Genomic DNA, 16,436 nt, shown 5'->3' with positions numbered 1-16,436 from the left:
GAGATATTAAAGTAATATCTCTTGGGAGATAAACCATCTTTTCAAAGAGTTATATAATTTCATAGAAATCGTTTTTTCTTTACAAAAAATATCAAAATAATCTAAAGATTCTTCAAAACTATTTTCTAGGCAATATTTAGCTAATTGAATTATCTCAACATTCCCAAAATAACAAGCTCCAAGTGGATTATCCTTTGTAATTACTACTTCGCTAGAATTTATAAATCCATCTTTTACAACTGCTCTTTTTTCTATTTTTGGTAAATTTATAGAAGCATCATTATTTTTTTCTTCTGGCCAAGATTGTCTTTTTTGCCAAAAATCACTATCAAATCTTTTTTCTAATAAATAAAACTCTTTTCCAACTTTTGTAAACTTATCAAATATAAACTCTACCCTACTTTTATAAAAATCAATTGCAACTTTTTGTTCAATTTCATCTTTATTTAAAATTGTATTTATAACAAATGGAGCAATACTTGACATACTCATAGCTTGAAAAGCACCATTTCCAGACAGTGGGTCAACACTTGAAGCACTATCACCTATTAATATCATTTTACTATTTATTATCTCTTTATGGATTTTACAAAATGAATCTCTTTTAACTAATTTTCCAACTGCTTTGAATTTATTTAAACTCCATAATTTTATATCTTGTGTTTCTAAAACTTTTAATAAATCACTAAAATCATTTATTTTATTTGCCAGTTCTTCATCACAAGAGAATTGAATATAACCTTTTTTATCTCCCACATAAGCTTGCCAAATCCAACCATCTTTAACTGAATCAATAGAAGTTTTATTTTCTTTCATATTTTCTAATTCTAACTCTTGTAATATTGAAAAACTTTTTGGTCCACAAATATATTCATCTTTATAAGGGGTAAATCTTCCTCTTGCATCAACTATAAAATCAGCACTTATTTCAAATCTTTCTTCATCTATTTTATAAACAATTTTTGGTTTTTCACTTAAACTATCAATTGAACCTACTACTTTAGCTTCAATTATTTTTATATTTTTTTGTTTTAAATCAGTTAGTAATTTTTCATCTAAATTTACTCTATTTACAACATATTCATAGTTTACTTTATCAGCTTTACTTGCCCAATTTGAATTTCGTAAAGATTGTTTTTCTAAAAGTTCTGAAGCATTTATACAACCTTGTGAAACAAGTCCCTCTTTTGTTTTTTCACTAAATCCTTCATAAGCTGTAAATGGTCTTTTTTTATAAATTACTATTACATCAAAACCTAGTTTTTTAAGTCCAATTGCAGTAGAACAACCTGCAATTCCAGCACCTAAAATCAATATTTTTTTATTTTGGTTCATTGATAATCCTTTTTGAAAACTCTTCTAAAATTTCCTCTTTTTTAAAACCTTTTTTTAAATAAAAACAAAACTCTTTTGTAAACTTTGCAACAGCAACACTTGAACCTGCAACATTTTTTACATTTGAAAAAGGGTTTGCTCCAAAAAATAGTTTTTCTTTATCTAAAGCTACAACTTTATCATCCAAACACATTCCCTCAGATGTTACTTTTATAACACCACTATAAGATGCTGGATAAACTAAATCTTCTCCTCGTCTTGGAAATGATGAAACTATAACTACACCTTTTTTTATAAATTCATTGATTGACTCTTCAATTTCTTTATAGTTTGTTTTTAAACCTAAACTCATACTAATCACATCAACTTTTTTATCTTTTAAATAATTTAATGCTCCAAAAATATGATTTGGTGTAGTTGATAAATTTTTATCAAAAACCTGAATATCATAGATATTTATATTTTCATCTTTTATGATATTTCCTATAACATTTCCATGCTCAAAGTTTATATCTTTTTGTTTTTCTATTTTTATCTTATTATTTTCTATTTCAATAGCAATTTTTTCATAAGTTTCAAAACTACAACCACTATCAATAAGTGCTACATAAATCTCTTTAGACATTTTTATACTCTTTTAAATTTTTATCTTCAAGCAGATAAACCTCATCAAAATTATTTAACATATTTAGATGATGAGTTATTGCAATAATTGTTGAATCAGGAAAAATTTTTGAAATATTTTCATAAAACCAAAGTGTGTCTTTTTCATCAATAGAAGAGGTAAATTCATCTAAAATAATAATTTTTGGATTTAATAAAATTATTCTTGAAAGAGCAATTCTTTGTTTTTGTCCACCTGAAAGATTTGCTCCTGATTCAAAAATATTTGTATCTAAACCATTTTCAAGAGAAGTGTACCAATCAAACATACCAGTTTTTTTCAAAGAATTTATTAGTTCTTCGTCACTTGCTTTATCATTTGCTAAAAGAAGATTTCCTCTTAAACTATCATCAAATATAATTGGAGTTTGTTCAAGTTTTACTAAATATTTTGAAAAGTTTATAAAATCCTTTTTTCCTATCTCTTCATTTCCAATAAATATATTTCCATCTTGAGCTTTTAAAAATCCACAAAGTAAATCTCCAAATGTACTTTTTCCTGCACCATTTTTTCCAATAATTGCAATTTTACTTTTCTCTTTTATATTAAGATTCAAATTTTCAAATATTTTATTATTTGCATAAGAAAAGTCTAAATCTTTTACTACTATCTCAAAATTTGAACTTTTAAAAGTCTCTATATTTTCATCTTTTGGTAAAATCTCTAAAACTCTATTTAGGCTGACTTTCATTTTTGGAAGATTATTTACAACTCCTAAGATTGTATGAACTGGTGCTAGAATCATCGTAAAATATGTCAAAAACGCAACTAATTCACCAACTTTCAACTCACCTTTTATTGTCAAATATCCACCATAAGATATAATAATTGTTTTTCCAAGAAGTGAAATAAATGCAGGGATTTGTGAAAAGATTAGATTTATTTTTTTATTTTTAATTACAACTTTTTTATAATCATCTTGAATAAAATCAAGCTTTTCTAAAGTTTGTTCTTTTGCTCCAAGATTTTTTAGAACTAATAAATATCTAAAACTCTCAATAAAAAACTTTCCTATATTTGAAGTTGATTCTCTCATAGTTTTTGTACTATTGTGCATATGAGGATAAAGTGGTTTTAAACAAAAAAACTCTATTGGTAAAAATATAAGTATAAGTATCATTAGTTTTATATTATATGTATAAATAATAGTTGAAATAAATACAAGACTAATGATAGTTGAAAATAGAGAAAAAACTGTATCTGTATAGAATCTTTGAAGTTCACTTATATCACCTTGAAGTCTTGACATCAAATCAGCAGAGTGATATTTATTTAGAAAAGTTTTATCATGTAAAAACAATTTATTAAAAACAATTTTTCTAAATTCAAATAATATATTCATAGAGTTTTTTGTGTAATAAATTTCATTTATTGCACTAATTATCATAGTAAAAATAGTTAAGAAAAAAGTAATTGCAACTAAAATATATAGTTGATTTAGGTTTGAAGCTAAGATTGCATCATCAATAATATGTTGCATAATAAATGGTTGAATTGCACCACTTATTGATATAAAAATTGAAAAAAAGAAAATGACAAAAAATCCTCTCTTATTTTTACGTAAGAGAGGATAAATGATATTTTTAAACATATTTACCTATTTTGTTTTAAATACTTGAAGAGCAGCAGAACCCATATCTCCAGATAATTGGATTTTTCCAATTTTTTCTAAAGTATTTGCATCATAAACTGCAATATCATCTAAACAACTTCCAAGATATAGTTTATCACCATCCATTGATGGAACAACACTATAATATGTATGGTCTGTAACAACTCTTTTTAACACTTTTTGTTCTTTTAAATCAAATTTTGTTAAGTCATTTAAAACCCCATATAAGATATTTGAATCTTTTGGACTTCTAATAGCTGTAAACATTAAAGTTTCATACTCTGAAATATTTTGTTGGATTATTTCCCCTGTATTTAAATCAACACTTGTAATTCCCCAATACCAAGTTCCAGCATCTTCAGATGGATTTTTTGGGTCATCATATTTTATAGTTGCATATAAAGCTGTTAAATCTCCAGTTTGTTGTCCAATTATATAGTTTGCAGCAGAGTCTAAATCACTATAACCTTCTTTCCCCCATTTAACTATTTTTTTAGCAACTTTTATATCTCCAGTAGTTGGATTTACTTCATATAAATCTGTTCCAACTACATAAACTTTACCATCTTTGCCAGTTGAAACAACTGTTGTTTGTCTTGGCATTTCAAAGCTTTTAACAGGTTTTGCATCTAATCCATCAGCTACATTGTAAACAGAAAAATGTGGAGGTAAAACTTTATATCTGTCATTTAACATCTCTGTTCTATTGTAGATTGCATAAACTTTTGTTCCATCCTCATTTACAGCTAGTCCAAATAAAGATTTTGCTCTAATATTTCCTTGTGTTAAAGAAGTATGAAATACTTTTTTACAAGTCTCAATTTCATAACCTGCAATTTCTTCACCATAACCACCTAAGATATAAGCAACTTTATAATCAGGAGATAAAACAATTCCCCCAGGAGAAAATGTTTCATCAGTTTTACACTCATTGATAACTTTATTTGTCTCTAAATCAGCCAAAACTATATTATTTGGTCTTGTTTCTGTAACTAGATAATTATGATTTGATTCTAATTTAACGTTTGCAGCATTTAAATTTGTACTAAATCCTGAAGATAAAACTACTGATAAACTCAATAATCCTAAACCTTTTTTTATAATTTCTTTATTTAACATATTTCTAACCTTCTACTTATAATTTTGGATAAACGTGGTCTAATTCTCGCCAGTCATCTTTACTTTGAGGTGCTTTATCTGCCCAATGTTTATAACTTGATGATGTATCTGGAACTTGTGTTGGCCACCAACAAGGATCAGAACATCCATATAAATCTGCTTCTAGTGGTTGACATAAACTTGCAATTCCACCATCACTATCAACTTCCCATCCTGGATCAAACGTTGTTACACATCCAACAACACTAGACATTGCAACAACTTCATTTGCATTTCCCTCTTTTATAGCTTCATCTAAAAGTTCCGCTTTTGGAGTAATTGGTTTTAAATGTTTCATTTCTTTTATTCCCCTATTTAAAATATTTTGTAAAAAATTCTGGATTTTCAGCTTTGATTCTTATATATGCTTCTACAGCAAAATCAATCCAGCTTCTCATATCATCACAATAATGTAATACTGATTTTTCAGGTGTTCCATATTTGATATAACTTTCGTGGTAACAACCACCTGCACATAAATTTCTAATTCTACAAGTTTGACAATTTGTATCTTTTTCATTGGCTCTTTTTTCTAAAAAAGTTCCTAATGCTTTTTTATCAAGACCATTTGTGATATTTCCAAATGATGGATAATCTGAACCTGTAAATCTATGACATAAATCTATATCACCTTTATATGAAACTGAAAGTAATCCAACTCCAGCTCCACAAGGAAGTTTTTTCTTTCTTCCTTCATGTATATCAATCACTGTTCTATGAAGATTTGAAAAACCATTAAAATTACCTTTAATTGCTTCATTTATATAATCTTCACCAAGTTCTCTAAATCCAGAAAATACTTTTTTCAAATCAAAATCACTTAGATTAAAAAAGTCATTATCCCCTGAAGTAACAGGAGCAAACCCTACTTCTTTGAATTTCAAATCATATCTTAGGTGATTCCAAATTGTTTTTATATCAGTTATTCCTCTTGTTAGCGTAACTCTAGCACCAACTGTTCTATTTTTATAAATAGCCAATAGTTTTGCTACATTTTTAGCTACTTTTTCATAACTTCCTTTACCATTTTCATAAACTCTTGTTTTATTATGAAGTGATTCAGGTCCATCAATACTGATTGTCAAATCCACTTTACTATCGTGAAGATAGTGAATAATCTCTTCAGTTAAAAGTGTTGCATTTGAAGTCATCGAATAACCAATTTTCAAATCTTTACTTCCAAAAAAATCATTTGCATAAGCAATAATCTCTTTGATTAATGGAAGATTTGAAAGAGGTTCTCCACCAAAAAAAGTAATTGAATACTCTTTTAAATGTGGTGATTCTTTATAAAACATATCAATAGCATTTTTTGCAATTTCAAAAGTCATTTGACCACTGTTTTTTAAAGATGTTAAATCCTCTTTATAACAGTATGTACAACTAAGATTACATCCAGAAGTTACATTTAAAACAAGTGCCTTTGCAGGAAAATGTTCTATTTTTGTAGCTTCTTCTTTTACAAAAAATCTACTTCCGACAATATTTAACTCTTTAAACTCTTCAACTATTTCTTCTTCATCTTTATTTATTTCTTCTTTGTTTTCCATCTTTCTTAAAAGATTTGCACTTTCAGCTGATAGTTCAAAAACAGAAGAAGTTGGAATATGAAACAAAAACTCTTTTGAATCTACTTTTAAAATATGATAATTCGTTTTTATTAAATTATAATTATTGATACTCATGATAAATTCTTAATTAATTGGTGGATTTACAAATTTTGGAACAGTAACAATCAAATGTGATTTCTCACTTAACTCAACATCACCATCTTTATATGTTCCAATTACACTTAGATTTCCAACATTGTTTGCCATTAATTTTCTTTTTGGATTTGGTCCAGAAACACTAGGAGTAAATTTCCCTGTTTTTGCATCAATTTGTCCAGCATAATCTAAATCTTTATCTTCAATTGCTTGCTCATCAAATGCTTCTATACTCCAAGTTGCAGGAACAACACCTAAATTAATATCATCTGCTGTACCTTTTTCTCCATCTTTTCCATTTGCATAAGCAATAGCTTCAAAAGTTGCGTACTCTTTTAAAATTTTTGCATCTTTTTCTGCTCCAATTCTTGAAATTGCATAATCAGGAGTGATTTTAATATAATCAACTTTATCGTAAGTTGCTATACTATTTTTAAATACCTTACTTCCAATTTGAATATTATTTGAAGATGTTTTTACATTTTTTGATGCTTCAACTTCTAAAACTATCTCATTTTTTGTATGTTTAACTGTTTTTAAAACTTTTAAACCACTTGGCAATTTAACTTGACCAGCTAAGTTTGTACCAACAATTGTTAAAGTCTCTTTTGTTCCTGCTTTTATAGCTTTTGGATAAATACCAACTATTGAACTCTCTTTAGAATTTAAAGCTTTTCCAGTTAAGATACTTCCTTGTTCAGTATGTAAAGATTCAAACATTCTTCCCTCAAAACTATTAGTTTTTGGATCTAGATGTAAAATTTGTCTATAAACAACTCCATTTAACTCAAATGAAGCTCTAATTTCTGTTTTGTTATAAGCAACAGCGATTCCTCTTGCTTTATACTCTTGTCCATTTGCATATTTATAATCCATAAGCATTGCATATGACTCATCACTACTTTCAATTAAAGTTAAAATTGCTGTAAAATCACCAATACTTGGAGTGTATCCATGTGTAATCCATTTTGTTGGTAATTTATAGTTTTTAATAGACTTTTTATATTCGTCAAATTTAGCTTTGTCTTTTCCAAAATTTTCTGCTAAATATGGTACTACTTCATTTTGAGCAACTCCAAACCAATCTTTATCCCGTGCAAGTGCTTGTACTTCAAAAGAAGGAAACTGTGCAACATGGTAATTTACTAAACTATTCCATTCATCAGAAGTTCTTCTTTGAAGTCCAATTCTAGCTTCTGAGTGACATCTAACACACATTTCAGTTAATAACTCATTTTTCCCTTCTTCTTGAACATTTGGAGTTTTATCAAGAACATAAGAATAAGGTTTTATTTCATCTGGTGTTAAACCTTGATTATCTGAAAGATATTTAATTACATTTGTTTCTTCATCTCTTGTAATTTTTAAACCATGTTCTCTTTGCATTCTTTTAACTGTCATATACCAACCTTCAGGTGTTTTTCTTTGGTCAGATATTCTACTTAGTCCATCTTCAGTATTTCCAGTATGACATGCAATACATTTACTGTTAATAACCTCTTTACCCTTTTGCGCATCTACTGCGAATAAAGGTAAAGAAGCTATTAAAGCACCTAGTCCTAATTTAGATAATTTTTTATAATTCAATTTTTACTCCTTAAAGAGAATTTTTAAACCCTAAACCAAATTGTTTAGCGTTAGTCGAATTATAGAAAGCATCAATCTTTTTGTATAGTAAGAAAACGACATTTTTGTATATAAAATATACAGTATTACAGTGTTTTTATTATCTTAGTTAAAAAAACTAAATGTTAAAATCTCTTTTTATAAATAAGGATAAAAAAATTGTTCGAATTTAAAACTTTTAAACCAAATATAAAACTACAACAATGGGTAAAATCCTATTGGTTTGTAAATTATGATAAAACAAATATGATAACTAATGAGGAAAAAATCGTTCTTCCTTATGATAATATTTGTTTGCTATTTATTGTTGACTCGGAAGATGATATAACTTATTCCAATAAATCTTTAAAAAGTGGAATTTATATCTGTCCTCCAAGTTTAGATAGACATACATTAAATTTAGATTCAAATTTGTACTATATAGATGTATCTTTATATCCTGGAGTATTTTTTAAACTCTTTGGTATTCCTGTATCAGAACTTGAAGATAAATTGTATGAAATAAATGAACTCTCTTTAAATTTTGATTCATCTATAATTAGTCAATTGCACGAATTAAAAGCTAATACATTAGCTTCATTAAATCTTTTAGATAACTATTTATTTAAGATTTTTAGAGATATGCAAGAAGATACTTTATTATCAAATTTATTTGAACTTACAAAGAATCATAATCTTGATAATTTTTATGACCAAAATAGGTTATCAATTAGACAAACACAAAGAAAAGTAAAAGAATTTACAGGTATGACACCAAAATCAATAGAGAGAATAAATAGATTTTATAGCACCTTAAAACTAATAAAATCTAATAAAAGTGTTGTTGATTTTAAAGAAATTGCAGTTGAAAATAACTTCTATGACCAATCCTCTTTTATTAAAGAATTCAAATTTTTCACAGGAGTTACTCCAACTCTATTTCTTTTACATGCAGAGGATTTTTTGCAATATAGATGTACAATTTTTTGTTAATCTTCAACCATCGTGTAGTGTAATTCTAAACCTTTAGAAGTTGCAATAAAACCATTTATATTAATCGTTCCATCGTGAACCATTTTGTGGTGTTCTTTACAAAGTGGAATAAGATTATATTTATGGTTTGCATTTATATGACCTATAAAACCATCTTTATTTGCTCTTGCTTGTTCTTTTATATGATGAACATCATCACAAGCTCGTCCACATATAACGCAAGATGAAGCAAATACATTGTTATTGTATTTAGAAGTTTTTCTTTGACTCAATCGCTCTAAAGGATTATAATCATCAGTTAATTTTTTTCTTATTTCATTTGCAACACTTAAAAACTCTCTATCCATATGGAGTGATTTTGCATACTCCAAACCATACATAGATGAACCACTTCCATAGGCTAGTTTTCTATCGAAAATAAGTTTATCTTCTTCATCTTTATACATAACAGATAGATGAAGTGAAATGATATTTTTTAGTTTTGCTATCTCTTCAATTTCTGGAAGTTGATGTAAGTGCGTTGCAAAAACAAATAAAGCTTCAAGTTTAGATAACTTTAGAATTGAACTTGCAACTATACTTAATCCACTCATTGTTTCAGTGCTATGTGAGATTTCATCTCCTAAAATTAAAGAATTTTTAGTTGCTCGATTAAAAATATTTTTAAGTTCTAACATCTCAACGGCAAAAGAAGATAAGCCTTTTGCAATATTATCAGCTCCACTAATTCTAGTATAAACCGCATCAAAAATAGAAAATCTCATAGATTTGCAAGGTACGTAAAATCCAGCTTGAGCAAGAATCACTGAAATTCCAATAGCTTTCATAAGTGAAGATTTTCCTGAAGAGTTTATTCCATAAAGTAAAACTCCATGCATTTTGTTGTTATAAATGTTCACGGGATTTGAGTTTTTGATAATTACATTATCTTTGTACTCTTTTGATGCAAGAGATAATTCTCCTAAAATTATGTCATTTGGTACATAAATTCCTTGTTCTTCATTTGCTTCAATAATCGGATGTCTTAAATCAATAAGCTCTAAAAAATTTTCATTTTCTTTTGTTTTTACAATTTTTGGACAAGTATAGTTATATTTTTTTGCTGTTTTTATATTTGAAACTGTTAAATCAACTTCTGCTATAAACTGGACTAACTCTTGAAGTAAAGTTGCAAATTTTTTCTCAAATTCTTGGATTTTTTCTTTAAATACAAGTTTATTCAACTCAACAATTTTTCGTAGATTATGTACATATTTATCTGAAATATCTTCTGTTAATTTACAAAAAATCTTTACAGAATTTGTTTGAATTCTTATAGTAAAATCCTTAAACAAATACAATTCATCATCTACAATTAAATGAGAATTTAATAACTCTTCTTTTATAGAGTTAAATCTATTTTTTGTTAAAGTGATAAAAAATCCCTCTTTATCAAGTCTGTTAATTCCAACAAAATTAGAATCATCTGATTTTATGTAAGATAAAATATGTTTTTGCAAAAGTTCAAGTTTTGAATATAAAATTTCATTTTGTATATTTAACTCATCAATTTGAGTATTAATTCCAGAGCTAATCATATTTGTATCAACATCTTTTAGCATATATTTTCCACTAACACTTAAATCAAAAGTTGAATCAATTGACTGAATAAAAAGTGTTAAATCAGCACTACTACAAGGCGGAGTTATAAACTTATAATTTTCCATAAAAGTTACAACTTCTTTTATACTCAAAAGTGAATCATACAAATAATTTAACTCAAAAGGATGAAGCCTATTTAGTTTTATTCTTCTTGTTAATCTTTCAATATCATAAATATTTGCCAACTCATTTTCAATTGGTGCATGATAATCAAACAGTTCTTTAGAAAGTGCAAGTCTTCGTAAAATCTCTTTACTATCTTTAACTGGATGTGTAAGTCTTTCTTTTAAAAGTCTTTTTCCCATAGCTGTTGAAGTATTGTTTATTAGTTTTATCAAACTTGGATTATGAGAAGTTTCAATTATATTTAATTGTTCTAAAGCATTATTTCCAAGATAAATATATTTACTAATATCAAGTTTTTGTGGGAAAGATAATTTTTGAATAATATTTGAATCATGTCCTATTACAAAATCAATTAACACAGCAAGAGATTCTGTACTAAGTGGAACTCTTTCCATATCAAGATGTTCAATAGAAGTTAGTAAAGATTCTATGTTAAACACATTTTTAAATAACTCATTTTGATAAGAGATTTTTGGTCTAAAATGTCCTATATGAAAAGTTTTTAGTGATAATTCTAAATAATCAATAACCTCTTTTTGATTTATATTTTTATCTGCAAAACTTACAATAATCTCATTTGTTTTATGCATATTCATATAATTAAATACTTCATCAAGTGCAAAAAACTTATCTTCACTTGTTCCGTGAACCTCATTGTAATAACACTTTCCAGTTGTAACATCTATTGCACTATAACCAACTAAATAAATTCCTCTTATTTGGTCGATTAAAAGTGAAGTTATATTGTTTTCATCTTGAGAGATTACAAAATCAAAGTTTGTTCCAGGACTTACAACTGTATCTAAGTATCTACTTACACTTGGAGGAAGTCCCTTTTGTCTTATTATTGCAACTGTATATTTCTGCTCTGCTATTATTCTTGCAAGATGTTTTTCAAAAGAGATAGCAGGAACTCCTGCCATAATAGGATTTTCTTTTGAATTTTCTAAAATAGATTTATTTTTTCTTGTTAATTGAATATTTAAAAGTTCAGCTATTTCTTTTGCTTTTCCTATATGTTCTTCATCATTATTAACTTCATAAACTTCAAAAAAAGTCCCTATTTCCATAAGTACAACCGTATTTGGTCCATACTTTTTTTCAAACATTTTTTGTAATTTAAAATATGTAATTGTTAATAACTCTTTTTTACTTGATAAAAGTTCGGCTACTTCTTCTCTCACTTAGATCTAACTCCCGTCCAATCTCTTATAGTTTTTCTATCTTGTGAGCTAATATCAGCCTCTTTATGTACCCAAAGATATGTTTCTAGTGGCATTGAAGCATAAACTGTTCTATAAATATCTTTTAAATGCTCTTTCTTTTCTTCATCTGTATATGTTTCCCAAATTGAAAAATTTAAAGCTTTTCTTCCTTCATTTATATGATTAGAAATAGCCCAAGAAAAAGGAGCAATATTTGAATACCAAGGATATTTTGTTTCATTTGAATGACAATCATAACAAGCTGTTCTAAAGATTTCCATAATCCCTTCTTCAGCTTTTATCTCCATATTTTTATCAACAACTGGATTTGTTTTATCTGTTTGGATAAACTGCATAACTATAAAAATAATTAAAAAAATTAATAATGTTCTTTTCATTTCACTCACCCATCAAATCATAAGGTCTTTTTATTTCCTCTAAAAAAAGAGGAATACTCATAGTTCTTCCATATCTTTTGAACTCTTTACCTTCAAAAAATATGATAGTAGTTGGTATAGAAAATACAGTAAATTGACTTGTAAGTTCTTTATATATGTCTGTTTTTATCTCATAGAGTTTAATTTTAGGAAAGTTTTTAGTTACTTCCTCTTCAATTTTTGGTTTTAAAACTTTACAAACTGAACAATTTTCTCCACTAAAATAGAATAAGCTTACTTGATTTTGATTTATTGCATCTTTTATTTGTTCACTATTTGTTATCTCAAACACTATGTTTTTCTCCTAATTCTTCATCTTCATTTATATTTATTTGATATGCTTTTTCTTTAAAAATATCTTCTTTTGTCAAAGAGATACCTTTCATATGAGATAAAGGAAAAGCAAAAGCTACACCTTTACCTGTTGTTGTAATATGTAAAGAATGTATTATAGATTTAATAACTTCATTTACTAAATGTTGTGGTAACAAAAATAGTAATAAAACATCTTTAGCTTCAAAAGATGTTCTATAAAAATTTGCCATTCCTTCTAGTCCAATTCCATGTGCATCTAAAACAGTAACTCCACTTGCTCCTGCTTTTTGAGCTGCAACAATAGCATCATCTCTTCTATCTTCTGGAACTATTATAACAACCGCACTAAATTGTAATAATAAAGAATGTCTTATTTTTGAACCATCAATATTTACAGTTGCTAAATCCATATTATCAGCATCAACTAAAGCATCTTTTAATAGTTCTTCTTTTTCTATTTGAGTATCAGATTTTACTCCTATTTTTTCAATAATTACACCATAAAGCATAACTGTAATCATGGGGAAAAGTGAAGCAAAAGCAATAAGCCCAAATCCATCAATCAATGGACTTCTTCCTTCAATATTTGAAGCAAGCCCAATTCCTAGAGCCGCAACTAAAGGAACTGTAACTGTTGATGTTGTAACTCCACCACTATCATATGCAATAGGAATTATATATTTAGGAGCAATAAATGTAAGAATAATTACAACTATATAACCAAAAATTATATAGTAGTGAATGTGTCCACCATCAACTATTCTAAAAGCACCTAAAGCAATACCAATCGCAACTCCTAAAGCTACAAAAAGTCTTAGAACAAAATCATTTATTTTTCCATCACTTATCTCTTTTGCTTTTTTTGCAATTGCCATAAGCGCAGGTTCTGCCATAGTTGTAGAAAAACCAATTGCAAAAGCAAAAGCGTAGATTATAAATACAGAATTACCTTTTGTTAATTGATAAGCCATTGTTTCACCAAGTGAAAATAACCCCATCTCTAAACCTAAAATAAAGGTATACAATCCAATTATTACTAAACCAAAACCTAAAAATACCGTTTTTGGTTTTTCTATACTTTTCTTTAAAACAATATATTGAAAAAATAAAATTATTAATAATATAGGAATAACATCTCGAATAACTGCTAAAATTCCAGATAGTACTGAATTTACACTAATCGTTGCATTTGAACTAACTGTTGCTTGAACTACAACTTGAGCTACCTCTTTTACTTCACCAAAGTTATATACATAAATTCCATAGATTTGTACAAAAATCATAGGTGTTAAAGAAGCAAAAGCAATAAGTCCAAAACCATCAATAACAGGGTTTCTCTCTTTTATTGAAGAAGCTAAACCTATCCCCAAAGCTGCAACTAAAGGTACAGTAACAGTAGAAGTTGTAACTCCACCTAAATCATAAGCTAATCCTATAATCTCTTTTGGTGCAAAAAAAGTAATTCCAACAACTAATATATATCCTATTATTATGTAATAATGAATAGGATGACCTTTTATAATCCTATAAACTCCCAACAAAATGGCAAATCCAACAGATAAAGCTACAACCAATCTTAATATATTAGAATCTATTCGTCCACTGGAAATTGAGGCTGCTTTATCAGCAATAACAGCAAGTGCAGGCTCGGCTATTGTAGTACCAAATCCTATAAGAAATCCAAAAATTAAAATCCAAATTACATGACCTGATTTTGCAAAATCTTTGGCTAAGGATTCACCAATAGGGAAAACTCCTATTTCTAATCCTTGTAAAAATATTGCTAAACCTATTGCAACTATACCTAATCCTAAAGCTGTATTTACCCAACCTTCAGGAACAGCTTGAATTATTGCTAACTGGAAAAATAAAATTACAAGAATTATTGGTATTAAATCCCGAAATGAATCTTTTAAAAGTCTAAGAAAAAAATAGAATTGGAGCACGAAATATTCCTTATGGATTTGAATAAAAAAAAGATAGCTTTAAAAGCTATCTTTTTTTATACTTGATGTTCAGATTTTTTAGAAAGTCTCTCTTTTTGTGAAAGATATGAGTTTAATGCTCCTAAATACGCTTTTGCAGTAGCCAACATTGTATCAATACTCAAACCATGACCAACAAAAGCTGGACTTGTTGAATCAAAAGATACTCTTGTTGTAACTTTTGCTAAAGCATCTTTCCCCTCAGTTACAGAGATAACTTTATAATCTTTTAACTCTCCTGCATAACCTGTTATTCTATCAATTGTTTTAAATATTGCATCCATTGTTCCATCACCTATAGCTGCATCTTTTATAATTTCATCTTTATATTTTATTGCAACTGCAGCTGTTGGAACACCTGTTGTACAGTCACTAATTTGTAATCCAATTAAATCATAAGTTTTATCATGATTTAATGATTCATCAGTAATTAACATTCTTACATCATCATCTGTAATCTCTTTTTTCTTATCAGCTAATGCTTTGAATCTTTCAAATACAGAATTTAACTCTTCATCACTTACTTTATCAAATCCTAATTGTGCAATTTTATCTTTAAATGCAGCTCGACCTGAATGTTTACCTAAAATTAAAGTACTATCTTTTATAACACCTACATCTTCTGGTCTCATAATTTCATAAGTTTCTTGATGTTTTAATACACCATCTTGATGGATTCCACTTTCATGAGAAAATGCATTTTTACCAACTATAGCTTTGTTTTGTTGTGGTTCTACGCCAGTTATTGTTGCAACTAATCTTGAAGTTGCATAAATTTCAGGAGTATTAATAGTTGTATATAAATCTCCAAAAGCATCACGTCTAGTTTTAATAGCCATAACTGCTTCTTCTAAAGCTGAATTTCCAGCTCTTTCTCCTAATCCATTAATTGTTACTTCAATTTGTCTTGCACCATTCATAACTGCTGCTAAAGTATTTGCAGTTGCTAATCCTAAATCATTATGATTATGAACTGAAATTATTGCTCTATCGCCTGCAAAATCACTTAATTCTTTAACCATTGCACCTAATTCTGTAGGTAATCTATATCCAACTGTATCAGGTAAATTTATAGTTCTTGCACCTGCACTAATGACAGCATCCATTACTTCTTTCATAAAAGAAATTTCACTTCTTCCTGCATCTTCTAAAGAAAATTCAACATCATCCACAAATGTTTTCGCATATTGTACTGCATGAATTGCTCTTTTAATAACTTCTTCTTCGCTCATTTTTAATTTATATTTCATATGAATTGGTGATGTTGCAATAAATGTATGGATTCTATGTTTTGGAGCTTCTTTTACTGCTAATCCAGCTTGTTTTATATCATTTTCAACTGCTCTTGCTAAAGAACAAATACTTGAATTTTTAATTATTTGTGCTATTCTACTAACTGCATCAAAATCTCCAGGACTTGCTGCTGCAAATCCAGCTTCTATTACATCAACACCTAATTTCTCTAATTGCAAAGCCACTTTTATTTTTTCTTCTGTGTTCATAGAACAACCAGGACTTTGTTCCCCATCTCTTAATGTTGTATCAAATACAATAATTTTATTTTTATCCATCATATTAACCTTTTAAAATGTTATTAATTATATCTTTTTTTAAATAAAAAAAGAAAAACTGAGTTTTGATTATTTTGTTATAA

Annotated in this window: 13 protein-coding genes; 1 reads left to right on the top strand and 12 read right to left on the bottom strand. The window is 27.7% G+C overall.

All coding sequences use genetic code 11. The annotated features are described in order from the left end of the window. Positions 1-6: 6 nt before the first annotated feature. Genes ABLL_RS03110 through peaA form a run of 7 tightly spaced genes read right to left on the bottom strand, consistent with a single transcriptional unit; the run spans position 7 to position 8,062 of the window. Positions 7-1,335 carry a tryptophan 7-halogenase gene (locus ABLL_RS03110; RefSeq protein ID WP_014473327.1) on the bottom strand — a complete coding sequence of 443 codons (1,329 nt, stop codon included), beginning with the start codon at positions 1,333-1,335 and terminating at the stop codon, positions 7-9. Beyond that, positions 1,322-1,960, bottom strand: coding sequence for a S8 family serine peptidase (locus ABLL_RS03105; RefSeq protein WP_014473326.1), 639 nt, complete (start codon positions 1,958-1,960; stop codon positions 1,322-1,324). Before ABLL_RS03105 ends, ABLL_RS03110 begins: the two co-directional genes overlap by 14 nt. After that, positions 1,953-3,590 carry an ABC transporter ATP-binding protein gene (locus ABLL_RS03100; protein ID WP_014473325.1) on the bottom strand — a complete coding sequence of 546 codons (1,638 nt, stop codon included), beginning with the start codon at positions 3,588-3,590 and terminating at the stop codon, positions 1,953-1,955. Before ABLL_RS03100 ends, ABLL_RS03105 begins: the two co-directional genes overlap by 8 nt. 6 nt (positions 3,591-3,596) lie before the next feature. After that, positions 3,597-4,730, bottom strand: a complete 1,134-nt coding sequence (peaD, locus tag ABLL_RS03095; protein WP_014473324.1) for a quinohemoprotein amine dehydrogenase subunit beta — start codon at positions 4,728-4,730, stop codon at positions 3,597-3,599. 16 nt (positions 4,731-4,746) lie between these two features. Further along, on the bottom strand, positions 4,747-5,067 hold the full coding sequence (gene qhpC / locus ABLL_RS03090) for a quinohemoprotein amine dehydrogenase subunit gamma (RefSeq protein ID WP_014473323.1): 321 nt from the start codon (positions 5,065-5,067) through the stop codon (positions 4,747-4,749). A gap of 13 nt (positions 5,068-5,080) precedes the next feature. Next, positions 5,081-6,454, bottom strand: a complete 1,374-nt coding sequence (gene peaB / locus ABLL_RS03085; protein WP_014473322.1) for a quinohemoprotein amine dehydrogenase maturation protein — start codon at positions 6,452-6,454, stop codon at positions 5,081-5,083. 9 nt (positions 6,455-6,463) lie between these two features. After that, positions 6,464-8,062 carry a quinohemoprotein amine dehydrogenase subunit alpha gene (gene peaA, locus ABLL_RS03080; RefSeq protein WP_014473321.1) on the bottom strand — a complete coding sequence of 533 codons (1,599 nt, stop codon included), beginning with the start codon at positions 8,060-8,062 and terminating at the stop codon, positions 6,464-6,466. Positions 8,063-8,260: 198 nt separating this feature from the next. On the opposite strand from peaA, the gene ABLL_RS03075 reads away from it, so the two are divergent. Next, a complete protein-coding gene (locus tag ABLL_RS03075; protein WP_014473320.1) occupies positions 8,261-9,073 on the top strand; it encodes a DUF6597 domain-containing transcriptional factor in 813 nt (270 codons plus the stop codon). On the opposite strand, the gene ABLL_RS03070 is transcribed toward ABLL_RS03075, so the two are convergent. From ABLL_RS03070 to ABLL_RS03050, 5 genes are read right to left on the bottom strand one after another with little or no spacing between them, the layout of a single operon-like run. Beyond that, on the bottom strand, positions 9,070-12,024 hold the full coding sequence (locus tag ABLL_RS03070; protein WP_014473319.1) for a DNA mismatch repair protein: 2,955 nt from the start codon (positions 12,022-12,024) through the stop codon (positions 9,070-9,072). The genes ABLL_RS03075 and ABLL_RS03070 overlap by 4 nt on opposite strands. After that, positions 12,021-12,443 carry a heme-binding domain-containing protein gene (locus ABLL_RS03065; protein ID WP_014473318.1) on the bottom strand — a complete coding sequence of 141 codons (423 nt, stop codon included), beginning with the start codon at positions 12,441-12,443 and terminating at the stop codon, positions 12,021-12,023. Before ABLL_RS03065 ends, ABLL_RS03070 begins: the two co-directional genes overlap by 4 nt. Position 12,444: 1 nt before the next feature. After that, the gene (locus tag ABLL_RS03060; protein WP_014473317.1) at positions 12,445-12,774 is read right to left on the bottom strand and encodes a co-chaperone YbbN; all 330 of its coding nucleotides are present in this window, start codon (positions 12,772-12,774) and stop codon (positions 12,445-12,447) included. Next, positions 12,767-14,743 carry a DUF1538 family protein gene (locus ABLL_RS03055; protein WP_014473316.1) on the bottom strand — a complete coding sequence of 659 codons (1,977 nt, stop codon included), beginning with the start codon at positions 14,741-14,743 and terminating at the stop codon, positions 12,767-12,769. Before ABLL_RS03055 ends, ABLL_RS03060 begins: the two co-directional genes overlap by 8 nt. 56 nt (positions 14,744-14,799) lie before the next feature. Beyond that, positions 14,800-16,353, bottom strand: a complete 1,554-nt coding sequence (locus ABLL_RS03050) for a 2-isopropylmalate synthase (protein ID WP_014473315.1) — start codon at positions 16,351-16,353, stop codon at positions 14,800-14,802. Positions 16,354-16,436 lie beyond the last annotated feature (83 nt).

Origin of the sequence: Arcobacter sp. L (assembly GCF_000284235.1) — a bacterium.
Lineage (GTDB): Bacteria > Campylobacterota > Campylobacteria > Campylobacterales > Arcobacteraceae > Aliarcobacter > Aliarcobacter defluvii.
The sequence above is the reverse complement of the archived record's forward strand: the minus strand, read 5'-3'. Positions and strand labels throughout refer to the sequence as shown.

What these genes read in the sequence shown, in the direction of transcription:
- ABLL_RS03110 (WP_014473327.1), bottom strand. Translation starts at nt 1,335, where the DNA reads ATGAACCAAAATAAAAAAATATTGATTTTAGGTGCTGGAATTGCAGGT.
- ABLL_RS03105 (WP_014473326.1), bottom strand. Translation starts at nt 1,960, where the DNA reads ATGTCTAAAGAGATTTATGTAGCACTTATTGATAGTGGTTGTAGTTTT.
- ABLL_RS03100 (WP_014473325.1), bottom strand. Translation starts at nt 3,590, where the DNA reads ATGTTTAAAAATATCATTTATCCTCTCTTACGTAAAAATAAGAGAGGA.
- peaD (WP_014473324.1), bottom strand. Translation starts at nt 4,730, where the DNA reads ATGTTAAATAAAGAAATTATAAAAAAAGGTTTAGGATTATTGAGTTTA.
- qhpC (WP_014473323.1), bottom strand. Translation starts at nt 5,067, where the DNA reads ATGAAACATTTAAAACCAATTACTCCAAAAGCGGAACTTTTAGATGAA.
- peaB (WP_014473322.1), bottom strand. Translation starts at nt 6,454, where the DNA reads ATGAGTATCAATAATTATAATTTAATAAAAACGAATTATCATATTTTA.
- ABLL_RS03065 (WP_014473318.1), bottom strand. Translation starts at nt 12,443, where the DNA reads ATGAAAAGAACATTATTAATTTTTTTAATTATTTTTATAGTTATGCAG.
- ABLL_RS03050 (WP_014473315.1), bottom strand. Translation starts at nt 16,353, where the DNA reads ATGGATAAAAATAAAATTATTGTATTTGATACAACATTAAGAGATGGG.